The sequence below is a fragment of the Erwinia sp. L03-1 genome (genome assembly GCF_058686115.1).
In genome coordinates this window covers 356,213-374,942 of sequence record NZ_CM178762.1, presented here as the reverse complement: position 1 = coordinate 374,942, position 18,730 = coordinate 356,213, and the positions used below count along the sequence as shown (strand labels likewise).

The 18,730-nt window shown below is 54.2% G+C and carries 21 protein-coding genes; 3 read left to right on the top strand and 18 right to left on the bottom strand.

Annotated elements, in window-relative coordinates; all coding sequences use genetic code 11:
- Window positions 1-11: 11 nt before the first annotated feature.
- The 8 genes from fusA to fkpA form a co-directional block, all read right to left on the bottom strand.
- Entirely contained in the window at window positions 12-2,126 is a 2,115-nt protein-coding gene (gene fusA, locus AC4PCC_RS01655) for an elongation factor G (protein ID WP_492126208.1), read from the bottom strand.
- A 93-nt stretch (window positions 2,127-2,219) separates the two neighbouring features.
- Window positions 2,220-2,690: a 30S ribosomal protein S7 gene (gene rpsG, locus AC4PCC_RS01650; protein WP_008457106.1), complete on the bottom strand. Its 471-nt coding sequence runs from the start codon at window positions 2,688-2,690 to the stop codon at window positions 2,220-2,222.
- A gap of 96 nt (window positions 2,691-2,786) precedes the next feature.
- Window positions 2,787-3,161 (bottom strand): 30S ribosomal protein S12, encoded by a 375-nt coding sequence (gene rpsL, locus AC4PCC_RS01645; protein WP_013204141.1) that lies wholly within the window; start codon window positions 3,159-3,161, stop codon window positions 2,787-2,789.
- Window positions 3,162-3,286: 125 nt separating this feature from the next.
- Complete coding sequence (gene tusB / locus AC4PCC_RS01640) at window positions 3,287-3,574, bottom strand: sulfurtransferase complex subunit TusB (protein WP_345829236.1); 288 nt, start codon at window positions 3,572-3,574, stop codon at window positions 3,287-3,289.
- A gap of 7 nt (window positions 3,575-3,581) precedes the next feature.
- A complete protein-coding gene (gene tusC, locus AC4PCC_RS01635; protein WP_067709923.1) occupies window positions 3,582-3,941 on the bottom strand; it encodes a sulfurtransferase complex subunit TusC in 360 nt (119 codons plus the stop codon).
- Complete coding sequence (gene tusD / locus AC4PCC_RS01630) at window positions 3,941-4,327, bottom strand: sulfurtransferase complex subunit TusD (RefSeq protein ID WP_492126207.1); 387 nt, start codon at window positions 4,325-4,327, stop codon at window positions 3,941-3,943. Before tusD ends, tusC begins: the two co-directional genes overlap by 1 nt.
- Window positions 4,327-5,049, bottom strand: coding sequence for a helix-turn-helix transcriptional regulator (locus AC4PCC_RS01625; protein ID WP_492126206.1), 723 nt, complete (start codon window positions 5,047-5,049; stop codon window positions 4,327-4,329). The genes tusD and AC4PCC_RS01625 overlap by 1 nt, the downstream gene beginning before the upstream one ends.
- Window positions 5,050-5,252: 203 nt before the next feature.
- A complete protein-coding gene (gene fkpA, locus AC4PCC_RS01620) occupies window positions 5,253-6,089 on the bottom strand; it encodes an FKBP-type peptidyl-prolyl cis-trans isomerase (RefSeq protein ID WP_492126205.1) in 837 nt (278 codons plus the stop codon).
- A gap of 285 nt (window positions 6,090-6,374) precedes the next feature.
- Between fkpA and AC4PCC_RS01615 the strand changes: the two genes are divergently transcribed.
- A complete protein-coding gene (locus tag AC4PCC_RS01615) occupies window positions 6,375-6,593 on the top strand; it encodes a SlyX family protein (RefSeq protein WP_067709914.1) in 219 nt (72 codons plus the stop codon).
- Window positions 6,594-6,663: 70 nt separating this feature from the next.
- On the opposite strand, the gene slyD is transcribed toward AC4PCC_RS01615, so the two are convergent.
- The 4 genes from slyD to kefG all read right to left on the bottom strand — a co-directional run bounded on the left by slyD (window position 6,664) and on the right by kefG (window position 9,908).
- Window positions 6,664-7,209, bottom strand: a complete 546-nt coding sequence (slyD, locus tag AC4PCC_RS01610; protein WP_067709913.1) for a peptidylprolyl isomerase — start codon at window positions 7,207-7,209, stop codon at window positions 6,664-6,666.
- Between the two features lie 138 nt (window positions 7,210-7,347).
- Window positions 7,348-7,542, bottom strand: a complete 195-nt coding sequence (locus AC4PCC_RS01605) for a YheV family putative zinc ribbon protein (protein WP_492126204.1) — start codon at window positions 7,540-7,542, stop codon at window positions 7,348-7,350.
- A gap of 8 nt (window positions 7,543-7,550) precedes the next feature.
- Complete coding sequence (kefB, locus tag AC4PCC_RS01600) at window positions 7,551-9,356, bottom strand: glutathione-regulated potassium-efflux system protein KefB (protein ID WP_492126203.1); 1,806 nt, start codon at window positions 9,354-9,356, stop codon at window positions 7,551-7,553.
- A complete protein-coding gene (gene kefG, locus AC4PCC_RS01595; protein WP_067709905.1) occupies window positions 9,357-9,908 on the bottom strand; it encodes a glutathione-regulated potassium-efflux system ancillary protein KefG in 552 nt (183 codons plus the stop codon).
- Window positions 9,909-10,031: 123 nt separating this feature from the next.
- Between kefG and AC4PCC_RS01590 the strand changes: the two genes are divergently transcribed.
- Window positions 10,032-11,927, top strand: coding sequence for an ABC transporter ATP-binding protein (locus AC4PCC_RS01590; RefSeq protein ID WP_067709902.1), 1,896 nt, complete (start codon window positions 10,032-10,034; stop codon window positions 11,925-11,927).
- Window positions 11,928-11,974: 47 nt separating this feature from the next.
- Here the strand turns inward: AC4PCC_RS01590 and tauD are convergent, their stop codons facing one another.
- From tauD to AC4PCC_RS01560, 6 genes are all read right to left on the bottom strand, one after another.
- Window positions 11,975-12,814 (bottom strand): taurine dioxygenase, encoded by an 840-nt coding sequence (tauD, locus tag AC4PCC_RS01585; protein ID WP_492126202.1) that lies wholly within the window; start codon window positions 12,812-12,814, stop codon window positions 11,975-11,977.
- On the bottom strand, window positions 12,811-13,638 hold the full coding sequence (gene tauC / locus AC4PCC_RS01580) for a taurine ABC transporter permease TauC (RefSeq protein ID WP_492126201.1): 828 nt from the start codon (window positions 13,636-13,638) through the stop codon (window positions 12,811-12,813). Before tauC ends, tauD begins: the two co-directional genes overlap by 4 nt.
- A complete protein-coding gene (tauB, locus tag AC4PCC_RS01575; RefSeq protein ID WP_067709899.1) occupies window positions 13,635-14,402 on the bottom strand; it encodes a taurine ABC transporter ATP-binding subunit in 768 nt (255 codons plus the stop codon). Before tauB ends, tauC begins: the two co-directional genes overlap by 4 nt.
- Before the next feature lie 13 nt (window positions 14,403-14,415).
- Window positions 14,416-15,393, bottom strand: coding sequence for a taurine ABC transporter substrate-binding protein (gene tauA / locus AC4PCC_RS01570; protein WP_492126200.1), 978 nt, complete (start codon window positions 15,391-15,393; stop codon window positions 14,416-14,418).
- A gap of 143 nt (window positions 15,394-15,536) precedes the next feature.
- Complete coding sequence (locus tag AC4PCC_RS01565) at window positions 15,537-16,604, bottom strand: acyltransferase family protein (RefSeq protein WP_492126199.1); 1,068 nt, start codon at window positions 16,602-16,604, stop codon at window positions 15,537-15,539.
- Window positions 16,605-17,049: 445 nt separating this feature from the next.
- Window positions 17,050-17,652: a LysE family translocator gene (locus AC4PCC_RS01560; RefSeq protein WP_492126198.1), complete on the bottom strand. Its 603-nt coding sequence runs from the start codon at window positions 17,650-17,652 to the stop codon at window positions 17,050-17,052.
- An 84-nt stretch (window positions 17,653-17,736) separates the two neighbouring features.
- Between AC4PCC_RS01560 and AC4PCC_RS01555 the strand changes: the two genes are divergently transcribed.
- A complete protein-coding gene (locus AC4PCC_RS01555) occupies window positions 17,737-18,729 on the top strand; it encodes a hydrolase (RefSeq protein ID WP_492126197.1) in 993 nt (330 codons plus the stop codon).
- Window position 18,730: the final 1 nt, after the last annotated feature.

Sequence of the window (18,730 nt, the reverse complement as noted above, 5' to 3'; positions counted from 1 at the left end):
AAAACTGTAGCTTATTTGCTACGAGCTTCGATAACGGCCTGAGCGACGTTGTTCGGCGCATCATCATACTTCAGGAACTCCATCGAGTATGAAGCACGGCCTTTAGTCAGAGAACGCAGCTGAGTTGCATATCCGAACATTTCAGATAATGGAACTTCAGCGTGAATCTCAACGCCAGTAGCGTTTGATTCCTGTCCCTTAAGCATACCACGACGACGGCTAAGGTCACCGATAACGTCACCGGTGTTCTCTTCCGGCGTCTCTACTTCAACCTTCATGATCGGCTCAAGCAGTACTGGAGTTGCTTTCTTAAAGCCGTCTTTGAACGCAATAGAAGCTGCCAGTTTGAACGCCAGCTCTGAGGAGTCAACGTCATGGTAAGAACCAAAGTGCAGACGAACGCCCAGATCAACTACCGGATAACCAGCCAGAGGACCTGATTTCAGCTGCTCCTGGATACCTTTGTCAACCGCAGGGATGTATTCAGTAGGAATCACACCACCCTTGATATCGTTGACAAATTCGTAACCTTTAGGGTTAACGCCCGGCTCCAGTGGGTACATGTCGATAACAACATGACCGTACTGTCCACGACCACCAGACTGCTTGGCGTGTTTACCTTCGATATCGGTAACTTTCGCGCGAATCGCTTCACGGTAAGCAACCTGAGGTTTACCGACGTTCGCTTCAACATTGAATTCACGCTTCATGCGGTCAACGATGATGTCGAGGTGCAGCTCACCCATACCGGCGATAATGGTCTGGTTAGTTTCTTCGTCAGTCCATACGCGGAATGACGGGTCTTCTTTAGCCAGACGGCCCAGAGCCAGACCCATTTTTTCCTGGTCAGCTTTGGTTTTTGGTTCTACCGCGATGGAGATTACCGGTTCAGGGAATTCCATACGCTCCAGAATGATCACATTGTCTGGATCACACAAAGTATCACCGGTAGTCACGTCTTTCAGACCGATCGCCGCAGCGATGTCGCCTGCGCGAACTTCTTTGATCTCTTCACGTTTGTTAGCGTGCATCTGTACGATACGGCCCAGACGCTCACGAGCAGATTTAACCGGGTTATACACGGTGTCACCGGAGTTAACGATACCGGAGTACACGCGGAAGAACGTCAGGTTACCTACAAACGGGTCGGTAGCAATTTTAAACGCCAGCGCAGCAAACGGCTCGTCGTCATCGGAGTGACGAACGGCTGGAGTATCTTTGCCATCATCAAGCAAACCGTTGATCGCAGTCACGTCAGTTGGTGACGGCAGATATTCGATTACTGCATCCAGCATCGCCTGAACACCTTTGTTCTTAAATGCAGAACCACAGGTCACCAGGATGATTTCGTTGTTCAGTACGCGCTTACGCAGGGAAGCTTTGATCTCTTCTTCAGTCAGCTCTTCGCCACCGAAGAATTTCTCCATCAGCTCATCAGAACCTTCAGCTGCGGCTTCGATCATTTTCTGGCGCCATTCTTCTGCCAGTTCCTGCATATCAGCTGGGATCTCTTCGTAGTTGAAGGTCACGCCTGCGTCAGCGTCATTCCAGTTGATGGCTTTCATCTTGACCAGGTCAACAACACCGGTGAATTTCTCTTCTGCGCCAATAGCCAGCTGCAGAGGGACCGGCGTTGCGCCCAGACGTGATTCAATCTGGCCAACAACTTTCAGGAAGTTAGCACCCATGCGGTCCATTTTGTTAACGAACGCGATGCGTGGAACTTTATATTTGTTTGCCTGGCGCCATACGGTTTCAGACTGAGGCTGCACACCACCAACCGCACAGTAAACCATTACTGCGCCGTCGAGAACACGCATAGAACGTTCTACTTCAATGGTGAAGTCAACGTGTCCGGGGGTGTCAATGATGTTAACGCGGTGCGGCTCGAACTGCTTAGCCATACCAGACCAGAAAGCGGTAGTCGCAGCGGAGGTAATGGTAATACCACGCTCCTGCTCCTGCGCCATCCAGTCCATGGTGGCTGCGCCATCATGAACTTCACCGATTTTGTGGTTTACACCGGTGTAGAACAGAATACGTTCGGTGGTGGTCGTCTTACCGGCGTCGATGTGTGCACTGATACCAATGTTACGGTAGCGTGTAATGGGTGTTGTACGAGCCATTTGATTCCTCTGATTCTCGGACGTTCTAAGTTAGTAAAACCCAGCGGTTCAGTCACTGGGACGTCCGCTGGGTTAATAACAACTACGAAGCTGTTACCAGCGGTAGTGAGCGAACGCCTTGTTGGCTTCGGCCATACGGTGAACGTCTTCACGTTTCTTAACTGCAGTACCTTTGTTCTCTGCAGCATCAGAAAGTTCGTTCGCCAGGCGCAGAGCCATTGATTTATCACCGCGTTTACGAGCAGCTTCAACGATCCAACGCATTGCCAGAGCATTACGACGAACCGGACGGACTTCAACTGGAACCTGATAAGTAGAACCACCAACGCGACGGGATTTAACTTCCACGGTTGGGCGGACGTTGTCCAGGGCTACTTCAAAGGCTTCCAGCTCGTTTTTACCTGAACGCTGAGCCAGGGTCTCAAGCGCGGTATAGACGATTGATTCAGCAGTAGATTTTTTACCGTCTACCATCAGGATATTTACAAATTTAGCCAGCAGCTCTGATCCGAACTTAGGATCTGGCAGGATTTTACGCTGGCCAATAACGCGACGACGTGGCATGGAAATACTCCGTTGTTAATTCAGGATTGTCCAAAACTCTACGAGTTTATTATGACATTTAAGATAAAACGTTTGGCCTTACTTAACGGAGAACCATTAAGCCTTTGGCTTCTTCACGCCGTACTTGGAGCGTGACTGCTTACGGTCTTTAACACCTGAGCAGTCCAGCGCGCCACGGACGGTGTGGTAACGCACACCTGGCAGGTCTTTTACACGACCGCCACGGATCAGGATCACGGAGTGTTCCTGCAGGTTATGACCTTCACCACCAATATAGGAGGTAACTTCAAAACCGTTGGTTAAGCGAACACGACATACTTTACGCAGTGCGGAGTTCGGTTTTTTAGGAGTAGTAGTATATACGCGAGTACATACACCACGTTTCTGCGGGCAGGCTTCCAGCGCAGGCACGTTGCTCTTTGCAACTTTGCGTGCGCGTGGTTTGCGAACCAGCTGGTTAACTGTTGCCATCAAATAGCTCCTGGGATTTGCTTTTGCTTCGTAAACACGTGATAAATCGCCTCGTGGTATAACGAGGACGCGGAATTTTAGGGCTGAGCAGAAAAGGTGTCAAGAAATAACCAGGATATCATTCATTACCAGGTCATTTGTGATGAGTTTTTTACCGTCAGCGCGACGAAATCAGTATAGCTCACCGCGGTTACTCTGGGCGAAATTTGACCAGAAAGCCCACGCGCACTGACGTCATCTTCGAGCACGTAAACGGATATGGGGGCACGCAGCACTAATTCAAGCGCCTGGCTCCCCTCCAGCGCGGCAAGAACCCCATCCTGAAGTAGCAGAAGGTCGTCTCCCTCAGCCAGCAACCGGAGTAGCGCGCTGAAATCGCTCTGAAAAGGGGAATGAGTCAGGGTATGTAGCATAGCGTCCTCAGAACGATATAACGCGATCGTATTTTGCCAGCTCGGCTCGCAATCGCTCGGGTTTGAGCACGTCGGTCGGCAGGATTGCCGTGAAATCAGCCGGGATGCCACGCTCGGCCAGCGAGGCAGAACAGACATAGCAGCGCTCGATATCGTACAGAGGCAACACGCCAAAGGTCGCGATATAATTGCGTGAAAGAATTTTTTCGGGTTGCTGCTGCTGCATAAGCTGTAAAACGCCATCGCTGATAAAAAAGAGCGCGATCTCGTCCGTTAACGCGGAGGTAGCCAGTACGGCATCCAGACCTTCACGTCCTGCGCTGCTGCCGTGTGGTGCCTGGGTGAAAACAAAAGCAATGCGCTTCATCAGAACTGTACCATCCTCTCGGCAACCAGCGCCGCTTCAGCCAGCGCGCCCAGTCCCGTCAGCTCGAAGCCCTCGGCCAGATTTGCGGCGGGCAGCCCCTGACTTTTGGCTTCCTGCGCATCGGCAATGCCGCGCCGCAGCGCGGCCGCGACACAGATATGCAGTGCCACTCCGTGCTGCTGATGCAGCGCCTGCCAGGCCTGGGTGAGGTCAAATTCATCACTGGCGGGCGACGTTAGCTGACTGGCATTCAGTACACCTTCACGATAAAAGAAGACGCTCTCAAGACTGTGCCCACTGCGCAGCAGCGCCTGAGCAAACAGATAAGCGCTGGAAGCCTGCTGTGTGCCGTAAGCCGGCCCGGTGACCAGAAGCGTAAAGCGCATTAGCGATCCTGACTCTGGGTATCGCCGCTTTTAAACTGGCGAATATAGAGATAAACGGTATGTCTGGAGATATTCAAACGCTCAGCAACCTGATTGATCGCATCTTTAATATCGAAGATGCCCTTCTCATAGAGATTCAGGACAATCTGACGATTCTTGGTGTTGTTCGAAATATTACGATCGACGCTGACTTCTTCAATGGTGAACTCCAGCGTTTGCATGACCAGATCTTCAACCGAAGAGGCAAAATTGACCGATGATGCCACCTCCTGCGTTTCAGGAGGCATGAAGGTTGCCATAATCTGTGAGAAGGGAACGTCCAGGTTCATGTTGATACACAGCAGACCAATTGCGCGATGCTGACCATTGCGGATGGCGATGGTCACGGATTTCATCAGCACGCCGCTTTTAGCGCGGGTGAAATAGGCTCTTGAAACGTTGCTTTCCGCATCGCTCATATCATGAAGCATACGCAGCGCCAGATCGGTAATCGGTGAACCCACCTTGCGCCCGGTATGTTCACCGTTGGCAATCCTGACTGCGGAACAGTTCAGGTCCGCCAGCGAATGCAGCACGATCTCACAGTGAGAGCCAATGAGCATCGCCAGCCCGTCTACCACGGCTTCATAGGATTTCAGAATATCAAAGTCGGACTGTTCAAATGGACGATGCTCCAGCAGCTCCAGCTCTGTCACATCACCGGTAAATGTTGTACCAGACATTAAGACACCACCCGTTGCAAGAGCCTGTCGCACAGCGCCAGGGCAGACTCATTCTGAAGAAGTTAAACGGTTGGCAGTCTACCAAATATCAGAAACATCTGTCCTGACCTTTGTCATGAAATGCAGGGGAACGCAAAGAATGGGATGAAAGCAGGGGTAACGAAAGGGAAACAACCGCCACACAAGGTGTGGCGGTGGGAGGATTACTTAGACTGGGTAGCAGCAGGTGATTCTGCTGGTTTTTCAGCGTTAGCGTCTGCTTTGGCAGCAGGTTTGATGTCAAGAAGCTCAACGTCAAACACCAGCGTGGAGTTCGCAGGAATACCCGGCACGCCGTTTTTACCGTAAGCCAGCTGCGGTGGGATGACCAGTTTGATCTTGCCGCCTTTCTTGACGTGCTTAAGACCCTCTGTCCAGCCAGGGATTACGCCATCAAGACGGAAGGAGAGAGGCTCACCACGGGTGTAAGAGTTATCAAACTCGGTGCCGTCGATCAGCGTACCTTTGTAGTTCACCACCACGGTATCGCTGTCTTTAGGAATATCACCGGTACCTTCTTTCTCAACGTGATACAGCAGGCCGGATTCGGTCTTCTTCACGCCTTTTTCTTTAGCAAATTTAGTGGCAAAAGCATCACCCTTCTGGGTATTCTCTTTTGCGTCTTTTTCCATCTTCGCCTGAGCGGCACCCTTCACGCGCGTCTCAAACGCCTGCAGAGTCTGTTCGATTTCCTGATCGGAGAGCTTGCTCTTGCCAGCAAAAGCATCCTGAACGCCGGAGATCAGCTGCTGTTTATCCAGCGTGATGCCCAGTTTTTCCTGCTCCTTGAGGGAGTTTTCCATGTAACGGCCAAGCGATGCGCCCAGCGCATAGGCTGACTGCTGGTCGTCATTTTTAAAGGCGTCATTCTTCGGTGCCGGCTGCGGTGCCTGTTGTGGTGCCTGTTGAGCCGGGGTGGTCTCAGCGGCCATCGTCAGCGGTGCATGCAGCGCAACGGCCATTGTGGTGGCTAACAGTGTGACTTTAAACAGTGATTTCATCCATTTCTCCAAAACCGAAGCCTCTCGCCCCGGAAATCGTGTACAGAACTGAGCCCGTACTATAACTGTGCGCGAGAAAATTACACAATCTCGCAATGAGAACTAAGTTAACTTCCGACCGCTATCCTGAGCGAAAGTTTCACCACTGAGATGCAGTCGGACAGAGCCGTTTTCAACCATCCGGCAGAAATTAAGGCGATTATCCCTACTTCGGGCTCATCTTTACCGTTAGAATCAGACGATTCGGGCAATCCAGGCCGCAAAGCCGTCATGAGAGGAAAAAGTATGCAACAGGCGTTGTTTGAAGAGCGAATGGAGATGCTGGAAAGTCGGCTGGCCTTTCAGGAGCATACCATTGAAGAGCTGAATCAAACGGTGATTCAACATGAGCTGGAGATGGCCCGACTGCGCGAACAGATGCGTCTGCTGACCGATAAGCTGAAATCAGCGGCACCCTCAATGATCGCCTCCCAGTCGGAAGAGACCCCTCCTCCCCACTACTAAACGCGCCAAACCGCTGTGACAGACACAAAAAAGGGGCCGAAGCCCCTTTTTAATAATTGTCATAAGACAATCAGTGGCAGCCGCAGCCGCCAGTCCCGCAACCACCTTTACCGTGTTCGTGGTCGTGGTCGTGGTCATGATGATGATCGTCTTCACCGTGAACGTGACCATGGGCCAGTTCTTCAGCCGTCGCTTCACGAATGGCGACCACTTCAACGTTAAAGTTCAGATTCTGACCCGCCAGCATATGGTTGCCGTCAACCACTACGTGCTCGTCTTCAACTTCGGTGATTTCCACCGGCACCGGGCCCTGATCGGTTTCCGCCAGGAAGCGCATGCCTACCTGCAGCTCGTCAACGCCCATAAAAACGTCTTTCGGTACGCGCTGAACCAGGTTGTCGTCGTAATGACCATAGGCTTCGTCTGCGGTGATGTTCACCTCAAATTTGTCACCCGCTTCGTGGTTTTCCAGCGCTTTTTCCAGGCCGGCGATCAGGGAACCATGACCGTGCAGGTAGTCCAGCGGTGCGCTCACCGGAGACTCATCAACCAACACACCGTCTTCTGTACGTACCTGGTATGCCAGGCTGACCACCAGGTCTTTTGCTACTTTCATGATTACTCCTAACCGTTGAGAGCTTTGAGCCCTTTTAATGTTGGCCTTTTGCCAACCTGTAAGGCTTTAAATTGCGTCGATGGTAACGAATTTCAACGCCGCTGTAGGATACAGCTTAAAAAAAGCTGAGCCATAACGCTACTCAGGATGAAAAATTCCTATCACTTGTTCATTTTCGCGAACCTGGGTCCGGGCCTGTTTATCCGCTTCTCGCATCTGATGTCCGCACTTAACGCATTCAACGACATCAACATTATTCTCTTTCCACAGCGCCAGCGTATCTTTGGCCTGGCACTTTGGACAGGTTGCTCCGGCAATAAATCGTTTACGCATAAAATGTCCTATTCATGTTCGTCCCAGCCATGAAACTGGCGTTTTTCATGCCGCATTTCTGCCTGAAAAATATCTTCCAGTTCGCGACGGGCTTCCTTCACGCGCGAAATTTGCTGGCTGTCCGCATGGTTCGGCATCAGCTCACGCAGCATACGCATATCCAGTCGGCGAAAATGCTGCTGCGCACGAAAAGCCTGATGGGGATGCATGCCCAGCGTCATTAAGGTCTTACGCCCCAGCTCTAGCGCACTGGAAAAGGTTTCACGGGAAAACTGCGTGACGCCAGCCTGAAGAAGTTCATGGGCCTCCACGCGCCCCCTTGCCCGGGCCAGAATTTGCAGATGCGGAAAATGATGCTGGCAGAGATGGACTATCTCCATGGCATCTTCCGGCCCGTTACAGGTTATCACTATTGACTGCGCCGTTTCAGCCCCGGCGGCGCGCAGCAGCTCTAACTCCTTCGCATCACCGTAGTATACTTTATAACCGTATCTGCGCATCAGGCTGACCGCGCTGATATCGCGCTCAAGTACCGTAATCCGTTTTTCATTGGCCATCAGCAATCGCGCAACCACCTGCCCAAAACGACCAAACCCCACCACAATCACCTGGGGCTTATCATCCTCGACAAAATGTTTCTCTTCGTTTTCATCCGGCTCGTTGAAGCGCTTCTCGAGGATTTTATCCACGCCCTGCAACAACAGCGGCGTGGTCATCATTGAGAGCGTTACCGTAACCAGCAGCAGAGGCATCTGGTCTCCGCTAAACAGGTGGGCCGTTGCGGCCGCTGAAAACAGCACAAAGGCAAACTCGCCGCCCTGACTGAGTACGCCGGAAAACTGCAGGCGCTCGGAGCTGCGCAGGCCGTAAATCCGCGACAGCAGATAGAGCACCCCCGCTTTCACCGCCACCAGCGAGACCACGCCAATCAGAATTTCGATGATATGGGTATAAAGTACGCCCAGGTTCAGCGCCATGCCCACCGAGATAAAAAACAGCCCCAGCAGCAGGCCCTTGAAGGGATCGATGGCAATTTCTAGCTCGTGACGATACTCACTCTCCGCGAGCAAAATGCCCGCGATAAACGTACCCAGTGCCATGGAAAGGCCCAGCGCGTCCATAAACAGCGCCGAACCCAGCACCAGCAGCAGGGCAGCGGCGGTGAAAACTTCACGAACGCCGGATGCCGCGATATAGCGGAATATTGGCCGCAGCAGATAGCGCCCCCCGACCAGCATGCCGGCAAAGGCCAGCACCTTCATGCCTATCTTTATCCAGTCGGTATGCCCGCTGTCACTTCCTGCCAGCAGCGGGACCAGCGCCAGCGCCGGGATAACGGCCAGATCCTGAAACAGCAGGACCGAAAAGCCGAGCTGGCCCGACTCATTGCGGTTCATGCCTTTATCCCGCATTAGCTGGAGCGCCATCGCCGTCGAGGACATGGCCAGCCCGATACCGCCGATGGTCGCCGCCTGCCACGAAAAGTCCGTCAGCCATAGCAGCCCGCCAAGGATAGCCGCGCTGAAAATGACCTGCGCGGCACCCACGCCAAAGATGGAGCGGCGCAGTTCCCAAAGCTTGGAGGGTTTCAGCTCCAGCCCGATGATAAACATCAGAAAAACCACGCCCAGCTCGGAGAAGTGCAGGATCTCTTCCACGTCGCTGATAAAGCCCAGCCCCCAGGGACCAATCGCAATACCCGCCAGCAGGTAGCCCAGCACCGCCCCAATACCCAGACGCGCGGCCAGAGGTACCGCAACAACAGCGGCAAACAGATAGACCACGCCAGCCGTCAGGAGGGTTTGTCCTTCCATTCAGATACCTCCATAGGGTAAAGGGGATGCGAGCCAGTGTGCATACGCTCGCGCATAGTTTTTCATGACTTCAGGTGTCTGGTGCCGCGCCCAGTAGATAATCATCGGCGTCAGCCAGTGCATCCGGCACATCTGGGCGGTCAGCTCGAACGGGCGCATAATGTCCGACATAGGATAGCGGTTCAGCCCTTCCTGATGATAGGCCGCCTCGGGCTCGCCGGTGGTGATCACGCTGCGCCAGTACTTTCCTTCCAGCACGTTGCCGCCTGGGCCGCTGGCAAAGCCTCGAGAGAGCACGCGATCCAGCCACTCCTTCAGCAGCGCCGGGCAGCTGTAGGTGTACAGGGGGTGCTGGAAGACGATGATGTCGTGTTCGCGCAATAGCTGCTGCTCGCGATGAATATCAATAAAAAAATCGGGGTAGTGCGCATAAAGGTCATGCACCGTGACCTGTGGCAAAAGCCGGGCCGGCTCCAGCAAAACGCGATTAGCAACCGAGTCTTGTGATTCCGGGTGGGCATAAAGCAGCAAAACTTTAGGCGGCTGCAACATCATTCCCCTCCAAATCGTCGTCACGGCGGGCAAATTCCGCTACCATGCTCGACGCAACGGAATCCAGGATTCCGAAATCCAATTGATGGCTCAATTTAACATATTCTACATATTACGGCGCTTATGATTGTCTTCTCCTCGTTACAAATTCGACGCGGTGTCCGCGTACTGCTGGATAACGCCACTGCCACCATTAACCCCGGTCAGAAGGTGGGTCTGGTCGGTAAAAATGGCTGCGGTAAATCCACGCTGCTGTCGCTGCTTAAAAACGAGATAAGCGCCGACGCGGGGAGCTTCAGCTACCCAGGCAACTGGTCGCTCGCCTGGGTAAACCAGGAGACACCGGCCCTGTCGGTGCCCGCCATTGAGTATGTTATCGACGGCGACCGGGAATACCGTCAGCTTGAAGCCGAACTGGCTCACGCCAACGAGATCAACGACGGCCACGCCATTGCCGTACTGCACGGCAAGCTTGATGCGCTCCAGGCCTGGACCATCCAGTCCCGCGCCGCCAGCCTGCTTAACGGACTGGGCTTCTCTCAGGAGCAGCTACAGCGCCCGGTGAGTGATTTCTCCGGCGGATGGCGGATGCGCCTCAACCTGGCCCAGGCGCTGATCTGCCGTTCCGACCTGCTGCTGCTTGATGAGCCGACTAACCACCTCGATCTCGACGCGGTCATCTGGCTTGAGCGCTGGCTGAAAAGCTATCAGGGCACGCTGATTCTGATTTCGCACGACCGCGACTTCCTCGATCCGGTTGTCGACAAAATTCTGCATATTGAACAAGAGTCCATTTACGAATATACCGGCAACTACAGCGCCTTCGAGATCCAGCGCGCGACCCGCCTGGCGCAGCAGCAGTCGCTTTTCGAGAACCAGCAGACAAAGGTTGCCCATCTGCAAAGCTTTATTGACCGTTTTAAAGCGAAGGCCAGTAAAGCTAAACAGGCGCAAAGCCGCATCAAAATGCTGGAGCGCATGGAGATGATCGCCCCCGCCCACGTCGACAACCCTTTTACCTTCAGCTTTCGCGTACCGGAAAGCCTGCCTAACCCGCTGCTGGATATGGAAAAAGTCACGGCAGGCTATGGCGATCGCATCATCCTGAATTCGATCAAGCTCAACCTGGTACCCGGCTCGCGCATTGGCCTGCTGGGTCGCAACGGCGCGGGCAAATCGACACTGATTAAAATGCTGGCGGGCGAGCTGGCACCCCTTAAGGGCAATATCGGCCTGGCGAAAGGCATTAAGCTGGGTTACTTCGCCCAGCATCAGCTCGAATTCTTACGCGCAGATGAATCCCCCCTCCAGCATCTGGTACGCCTGGCGCCAAAGGTCCTTGAACAGCAGCTGCGTGATTACCTGGGCGGCTTTGGTTTCCAGGGCGACAAGGTGACGGAAAAAACCGAGCGGTTTTCCGGCGGAGAGAAAGCCCGTCTGGTGCTGGCGCTGATTGTCTGGCAGCGCCCGAACCTGCTGCTGCTGGATGAGCCCACCAACCACCTCGATCTCGATATGCGCCAGGCGCTGACCGAAGCCCTGATTGATTTTGAAGGGGCGCTGGTGGTGGTGTCGCACGACCGTCACCTCCTGCGATCGACCACGGATGACCTCTATCTGGTGCACGACGGCAACGTCGAGGCTTTTGATGGCGATCTGGAAGATTACCAGCAGTGGCTGAGCGATCTGCAAAGGCAATCGGCGACCGCTGAGCCTAAACAGGAGAGCGGTAACAGCGCGCAGGCCAGGAAAGATCAGAAACGCCGCGAAGCGGAGCTCCGTACCCAGACGCAGCCGCTGCGCAAAGAGATTGAAAAGCTGGAAAAGCAGATGGAAAAGCTGAACGCGCAGCTGGCGGATGCCGAAGAGAAACTCGCCGACCCGACCCTTTACGAACAGGCGCGCAAAGCAGATCTGACCGCGGTATTAAAACAGCAGGCGGAAGCGAAATCCTCGCTGGAAGCGTGCGAAATGACATGGCTGGATGCGCAGGAGCGTCTGGAAGGGATGCTCGGGTAAAATGGCTAATCGCCCGCATCACGGCGTTAGCCACTTTTAGCCGTTCATTAAAACGGCTTATCGCCCAGAATCGTCGCGCGATGCATGATACGCCGGGCGGGCATATAATCGGCGTTGGCGTAATGCTGCGTCACGCGATTATCCCAGATGGCGATATCATTCTCCTGCCAGCGCCAGCGCACCTGAAACTCCGGCTTAGTGATATGGGCAAACAGGAAGTTAAGCAGGGCGTCGCTCTCCTTCTGACTGAGATCGACAATGCGGGTGGTAAAGCCTTCATTGACGAACAGCGCCTTTTTCCCACTGACCGGATGGGTGCGGATCACCGGGTGCAGTAAGGGCGGATTTTTCTCCACCGCCTGCTTCCAGCGGGCATGTTCTTCCTCGCTGCTGCGGTATTTGTACTCCTGAAACGACTTCTTAAAATCATGCTCGGCATGCAAACCACTCAGTAACTCTTTGAAGGGTTCAGAAAGCGCATTGTAAGCGGCAATCCCACTGGCCCACAGCGTATCCCCTCCGCTTTCCGGCAGCCGTTTCGCGGCCAGAATCGCCCCGGCTGGCGGCGTCTCGATAAAGGTGACGTCGGTATGCCAGTTGTCATTATCCGGAGGATTATTATCATGAGTATCCAGCACGATAATTTCCTCTACGTCCGGCGCATGAGGGTAAACAGGATGGATATGCAGATCGCCAAAGCGGGCCGCCAGGGCGCGCTGCTGTTGCGGCGTCACGGGCTGATCGCGGAAAAACAGCACCTGGTGGCGGATGAGTCCGTGATACAGCTGCTCAAACTGCGCATCGCTTAGCGGCAGGGCCAGATTAATATCTGAAACTCGTGCGCCGATATACGGACCCAGCGCGGTAATCGTCAGACGTTCATTCATAAATTTTCTCCATGCCAGGGGGTTAAACGGCGCTGCACGCTGCGCAGGCCCAGCTCAAGTGTGAAGGCAATCAGGGCGATAACGGCGATACCCGCGAGGACCACATCCGTCGCTAAGAATTCACCCGCTGACTGCACCATAAATCCCAGCCCGCGCGTGGCGGCGATAAGCTCTGCCGCGACCAGCGTTGACCAGCCCACGCCCAGCCCGATACGCAGGCCGGTTAAAATCTCCGGCAGCGCGCCCGGCAGTACGACGTACCATAAAACCTGCCAGCGGCTGGCACCCAGTGACTGGGCGGCACGCAGGCGAACCTGCTGAGCGCTTTTCACGCCGGCCAGCGTCGACATCGCCACCGGGGCGAAAATGGCCAGGTAAATCAGCAAAATTTTCGACGTTTCGCCAATGCCAAACCAGATAACCATCAGCGGCAAATAGGCCAGCGGCGGCACCGGGCGGTAAAGCTCTATCAGCGGATCGAGGATGCCGCGCACGGTTTCACTCAGCCCCATCGCTATTCCTACCGGTACGCCAATCAGTACCGCTGCCAGCAACGCGATAACAATCCTCGTCAGGCTGGCCGCAAGGTGCTGCCACAGAGTGGCATCCATAAAACCCTTTGAACTGGCAATGGTCAGCAGCTGATGAAAGACCTGCTGCGGTGCAGGGAGAAACAGCGGCGCAATCAGCTTCAGGGCGGTGACGCCCCACCACAGGAATAGCAGTACCAGCAGCGTCACGACGCTAAGGGTCAGTTGCCGACTGAAAGGCCAGCGCAGCCGGGTGCGGTCGGCGCGGGTGTTTTCACTGGTGACAATACTCATGAAAAGACCTCACGCTGTTGAAATACGCGACTTAAAACATACTCCCGGCGCTCGATAAACGCCGGATCGGACTTAATCGCCCGGCAGGCCTCACCGCGTGCATAACGGCGGCCAAAGTCCAGAGAGAGCCGCTCGATAATTCTTCCCGGCCCCGGCGATAACAGGATCAGCTCGCTGGCAAGAAACACTGCCTCTTCAATATCATGAGTAATCAGCAACACCTGCTTGCCGCTGTCGCGCCAGAGATTCAGCAGCAGCTCCTGCATCTGTTCGCGGGTAAACGCATCCAGCGCACCGAAAGGTTCATCCAGCAGAAGCAGCTGCGGGTCGGCCGCCAGCGCTCTGGCGATGCCCACCCGCTGACGCATTCCGCCGGAGAGCTGCCAGATAAATTTCTTTTCCGCGCCCTCCAGCCCCACCTTTCTGAGCATTGCCCTGGCACGATCGCGTCGCACATTTTTCGCCACGCCCGCCAGCTGGAGGCCAAAACCAACGTTATCCAGCACGTTCCGCCACGGCAGCAGCCCTTCGTGCTGGAACACCACGCCGCGTTCCGCCCCGGGACCGGTAACGGCTTTACCGTCCAGCGTGATGCTGCCGGACTCCGCCGGAAGAAAACCAGCGACCAGGTTGAGCAGCGTGGTTTTGCCACAGCCTGAAGGCCCAAGCACCACCACCAGCTCCCCGGAGGCGATGGAGAGATTGATATCTTCCAGCGCAGGATGACCGTCATAACGGGCGGTCAGATGTGAGACTGCAAGCATGGGAACCCCTTAATCACTCAGCAATTTGCTTAACAAACCGGTCGGTGACATAGCTGCTGTAATCGCTGGATGCCTGCGGAACCTTGCCCTGATCCTTCAGGAATTTCGCCGTATCGACAATGGCCTTATTTACCGGCTGAGCCAGCTCCTGCACCTGCTGCTGTGCGGTGAGATAGGTATTGCCCTTCACGAGGTCCGGCACCTGCTGCTCCGGTACGCCACTCAGGCGGGAGAGCTTGCTGAGGTTATCGCCCTCTTTCAGCCAGCGATCCGGATTATCAAGGTAGCCTTTCTGCGCGGCGAGTGCGCTGCGGGCAAATGCGGTGACCACGTCAGGATGTTTTTCCGCAAAATCTTTGCGCACCACCCAGACATCGAGCGTTGGCGATCCCCATTTGCCGACCTGCGCGGAATCCGTCAGGACCCGGCCATCTTTCTCCAGTTCGTTTACGGCAGGCGCCCAGACGTAAGCGCCGTCGATATCGCCGCGCTGCCAGGCGGCTGCGATAGCCGGGGGCTGCAGGTTAACAATCTGTAGCTGGTCGGGTTTAATGCCCCAGTGCTTCAGCGCTGACAGCAGGCTGTAGTGGGTGGTGGAGATAAAGGGAACGGCGATACGTTTACCAATCAGATCCTTCGGGCTGTTGATGGACTTTTTCACCACCAGCGCCTCGGAATTCCCTAACTGCGACGCCAGCAGGAAAACCTCAATCGGCACCTGCTGGCTGGCGGCTACTGCCAGGGGGCTGGAGCCGATATTACCAATCTGTACGTCGCCGGAGGCTAACGCACGCACGACGCTTGAACCACTGTCAAACTTGCGCCAGTCCACCTGCGCCCCGCTTTCTTTGGCGAAGGTGCCATCGGCCTGCGCTACCTTGGCGGGCTCTGCCGAGGTCTGATACGCCACGGTGACGTCGACGGCCTGCGCCGTGAATGCCGAAAGTGAAAGTGCCGCTGCAATCAGTGATAATGAGAATTTATGCGCCATTGCCCTGCTCCGGTTGTCATTGTTATTCGTTGAATAACCTCTTTGTAACCGACAGGGACAATGGCAATAAAGTAATTAAAAAGTATCGCTTATAATTATTTTTGCTTAGAAGAAATGCGGGATAGCTTTGCAGAAACGGTGATTTACGTTCCTGTACCTGCTTTTGCTGCGGGCACTCTCCGGCTTCTCAACCTGTTTCTTAGCGCTGGTTCGGCATATTGACTGATCAGATACGCAATGTAATAAAGTACGGTAGCCACCACAATGGGCATCAGCAGCATCACCCACTCGTTGGTAATGTAGCGATTGATTTTAATCAGCGAGCCGATCATCAGGTTTTCATGGAGCAAATAGAAGGCATAGCTGACAAAGCCCATCGCCGTCAGGAATCGCACGGACAGTATTCTCTCCAGCCATTTTGAATAAAAACTGGCAATGAAAAACACCATAACTAATAGCAGTGGCAGCAGAGTTATTGCTCCCGCATTTTTTACGTAATAGCTGAAGTTGATTAGCATCCCGAATATGACTAACGCGTAGTGAAACAATTTATCGCGATTGTGCATCCTTTCATAGACCAGACAACCCACCATAAACCATGAATAATGAATGAAGCCAAACTTTGAAATAACATCGATCAAACCGGGATGTCCTAAAGACTTCAGAACCGAAGAGGCCGATAACAGCAGCATCGGTACCAGCAACGCGGGTAAGCAGTACCGTCTTCCCAGGGTAAAATAGACGGCACCGATAATCACATAGAACAGCGCTTCAACGTACAGCGACCAGAAAGAACCCGCTAACGACTTAAATTCTATTCCGGTAATTTGTGAAAGCGTTTCAGGATTGATGAAAATTAGCCCGGGCAGCAGATTTTTTGCATGGGGCGCGATGTCTGTCCATTCCGGGAACAGGCCCCCCGCCAGGTAAAGCACCAGGCTGGCAATGAGCATCGCCGGAAATAAACGCAGCCAGCGTTTTCCAAGAAAGCTGAGGTAACTGTCGGATTTGTCCAGTGTCATAAATATGACAAATCCCGAAATCATAAAAAACAGTTCAACGCCAAGCCAGCCGAAAGAGAAAACAGGAATATGCTTTGTAATATGGGAATAGGGTAATAATGCCTCCCATCGCACATAGGCATGGTAACCGATGACCAGAAGAATAGCTAAACCACGCATCCCATCGAGATGTTTAATACGCGAGTGCATAATACCCCCAGGGGGATAGCGGAAAAGTTAAGTGAAGCTAGCACTGCGTTATTTTTAATTCAACTGGCCTTATTCTGATTATCGATCGGCTATATGCATCAATGGCTTTGTTCTGGCTAAGCCAGACCGGACCTGAGATTAAAATCTATTTTTTTGTAATATCTTCAATGAAGTTTTAATGAATTTCCAATGAAATTCTAATGAATTTACAGTGTCTTTATTAACAGGATTTGTGAGCGCCTCAATAATTTCAGGCCTCAATCAGACTCTGGCTAATATCCATTAGTATCGTCTGGATCACATTTCACCCGATTCTTTAGCGCATTATTCAGGGCAGCGGCGGGGTAAGGTCACATCCCCCGCCTGAACACCCACCTGCCCATCTTCCGTCTGATCAATAAACGCAATAGCGGCAACAGCGTGCAGCGCTATTCCGCACAGTGATTTAGTGCCAAATCAACAGCACGCAGGCGGCGGTCAGTAAGCCCATAAAGACGTTGAAAATCGTCCAGGCCCGGCGGCTGCGCAGGATACGCCCAATCAGCGTCCCGAAACCCAGCCAGATAACGCCGGAAACGACATTCACCAGGGCCATTGCCGCGCTGATGGCGATGACTGAACCGCGATAGGCCTCACCGGCCAGGCTGAAGCTTGCCACCGCACCCAGCGCCATCAGCCAGGCCTTTGGATTAACCAGCTGCAATAGCCCACCCTGCCAGAAGGGCATCGGTGAAGCCGGGCCGTCGCCGGGGTCCAGTTTTTCATATTTCGCGGTCGCTATTTTCCATGCCAGCCAGAGAAGATAAGCGCTACCGGCAATTTTCAGGATAAGGTGGAGGGAGGGATAAAGCAGAAGCAATCCGCCGACGCCGAAAGCCACCAGAAGCAACATGACCTGCATACCGATCATGATGCCGATTAACAGCCACAGCGAGCGCAAAAAACCAAAATTGGCGCCGGAGGCGGTGAGTAACATATTATTAGGGCCTGGCGTAATCGCAGCAACCCACAGAAAGCCGAGCATGGATAAAAATAAATTCAGTTCCATATGATATGGGTGCTCCTCACCCCCTGAAAAAAGCAGACGCTTTGAAGCTAACAATGTGACAGAGATCCTACAAGCATTTTGAATATGAATTTTAATCGCCCCCCGTCGAGCCCTTTTAATGCCCTGCCGGGCTTGAGTAATGCGCATTTGCAAACGCTTCTGCCCCGGCTGATTCGCCGACGTATCACGCTACAGCCCCACTGGCAGCGGCTGACTCTGCCGGACAGCGATTTCGTCGATCTGGCCTGGAGTGAAAATCCGGCGCTGGCGCGGCATAAGCCCAGGGTGGTCCTGTTTCACGGGCTGGAGGGCAGCTTTACCAGTCCCTATGCGCACGGGCTGCTTCAGGTATTCCGCGATCGCGGATGGCTGGGCGTCGTTATGCATTTTCGCGGCTGCAGCGGCGAACCAAATCGCCTGGCGAGGATTTACCACTCGGGCGAAACCGGCGATGCGCGCTATTTTATGCAGTGGCTGCGCGACGAATGGGGTCGCGTCCCAACTGCGGCCGTTGGCGTTTCGCTGGGGGGAAATATGCTCGCCTGCCTGCTGGGAGAGCAGGGAGAAGATTGCCTGATCGATGCCGCAGTAGTGGTCTCCGCGCCGCTGATGCTTGAGCCGTGCAGCAGGAAGCTGGAGCAGGGGCTGTCGCGCGTTTACCAGCACTACCTGCTTAACCTGCTAAAGCAAAATGCCGGGCGAAAGCTACGTGCATGGCCGGGTACGCTGCCGGTTGACCTGCCCGGGCTGGAAGCATTAAAAACGCTGCGTGACTTCGATAACGCCATCACCGCGCCTGCCCATGGCTTTCTTGACGCGACGGACTATTATCAACGCTGTAGCGCCATGCCGCTGCTGCCCGGCGTACGCAAGCCGCTACTGATTATTCATGCCCGGGACGACCCTTTTATGACTGATGAGGTGATCCCCGCGCCTGACCTGCTGCCCCCGTCGGTGGAGTATCAGCTCACCCGGCACGGCGGTCATGTAGGATTTGTTGGGGGGACCCTGCGCAACCCGGAAATGTGGCTGGAGCAGCGTATCCCCGAATGGCTTTCAACCTGGCTGGACAACTAAC

Bases quoted from the DNA above. Each gene is read 5' to 3' on its own strand.
- rpsG (WP_008457106.1), bottom strand. From the start codon at position 2,690: ATGCCACGTCGTCGCGTTATTGGCCAGCGTAAAATCCTGCCAGATCCT.
- AC4PCC_RS01590 (WP_067709902.1), top strand. From the start codon at position 10,032: ATGATTGTCTTCTCCTCGTTACAAATTCGACGCGGTGTCCGCGTACTG.
- kefG (WP_067709905.1), bottom strand. From the start codon at position 9,908: ATGTTGCAGCCGCCTAAAGTTTTGCTGCTTTATGCCCACCCGGAATCA.
- slyD (WP_067709913.1), bottom strand. From the start codon at position 7,209: ATGAAAGTAGCAAAAGACCTGGTGGTCAGCCTGGCATACCAGGTACGT.
- tusC (WP_067709923.1), bottom strand. From the start codon at position 3,941: ATGAAGCGCATTGCTTTTGTTTTCACCCAGGCACCACACGGCAGCAGC.
- tauA (WP_492126200.1), bottom strand. From the start codon at position 15,393: ATGGCGCATAAATTCTCATTATCACTGATTGCAGCGGCACTTTCACTT.
- tusD (WP_492126207.1), bottom strand. From the start codon at position 4,327: ATGCGCTTTACGCTTCTGGTCACCGGGCCGGCTTACGGCACACAGCAG.
- rpsL (WP_013204141.1), bottom strand. From the start codon at position 3,161: ATGGCAACAGTTAACCAGCTGGTTCGCAAACCACGCGCACGCAAAGTT.
- kefB (WP_492126203.1), bottom strand. From the start codon at position 9,356: ATGGAAGGACAAACCCTCCTGACGGCTGGCGTGGTCTATCTGTTTGCC.
- tauB (WP_067709899.1), bottom strand. From the start codon at position 14,402: ATGCTTGCAGTCTCACATCTGACCGCCCGTTATGACGGTCATCCTGCG.
- fusA (WP_492126208.1), bottom strand. From the start codon at position 2,126: ATGGCTCGTACAACACCCATTACACGCTACCGTAACATTGGTATCAGT.
- tauD (WP_492126202.1), bottom strand. From the start codon at position 12,814: ATGAATGAACGTCTGACGATTACCGCGCTGGGTCCGTATATCGGCGCA.
- AC4PCC_RS01565 (WP_492126199.1), bottom strand. From the start codon at position 16,604: ATGCACTCGCGTATTAAACATCTCGATGGGATGCGTGGTTTAGCTATT.
- AC4PCC_RS01560 (WP_492126198.1), bottom strand. From the start codon at position 17,652: ATGGAACTGAATTTATTTTTATCCATGCTCGGCTTTCTGTGGGTTGCT.
- AC4PCC_RS01555 (WP_492126197.1), top strand. From the start codon at position 17,737: ATGAATTTTAATCGCCCCCCGTCGAGCCCTTTTAATGCCCTGCCGGGC.
- AC4PCC_RS01615 (WP_067709914.1), top strand. From the start codon at position 6,375: ATGCAACAGGCGTTGTTTGAAGAGCGAATGGAGATGCTGGAAAGTCGG.
- fkpA (WP_492126205.1), bottom strand. From the start codon at position 6,089: ATGAAATCACTGTTTAAAGTCACACTGTTAGCCACCACAATGGCCGTT.
- AC4PCC_RS01605 (WP_492126204.1), bottom strand. From the start codon at position 7,542: ATGCGTAAACGATTTATTGCCGGAGCAACCTGTCCAAAGTGCCAGGCC.
- AC4PCC_RS01625 (WP_492126206.1), bottom strand. From the start codon at position 5,049: ATGTCTGGTACAACATTTACCGGTGATGTGACAGAGCTGGAGCTGCTG.
- tauC (WP_492126201.1), bottom strand. From the start codon at position 13,638: ATGAGTATTGTCACCAGTGAAAACACCCGCGCCGACCGCACCCGGCTG.
- tusB (WP_345829236.1), bottom strand. From the start codon at position 3,574: ATGCTACATACCCTGACTCATTCCCCTTTTCAGAGCGATTTCAGCGCG.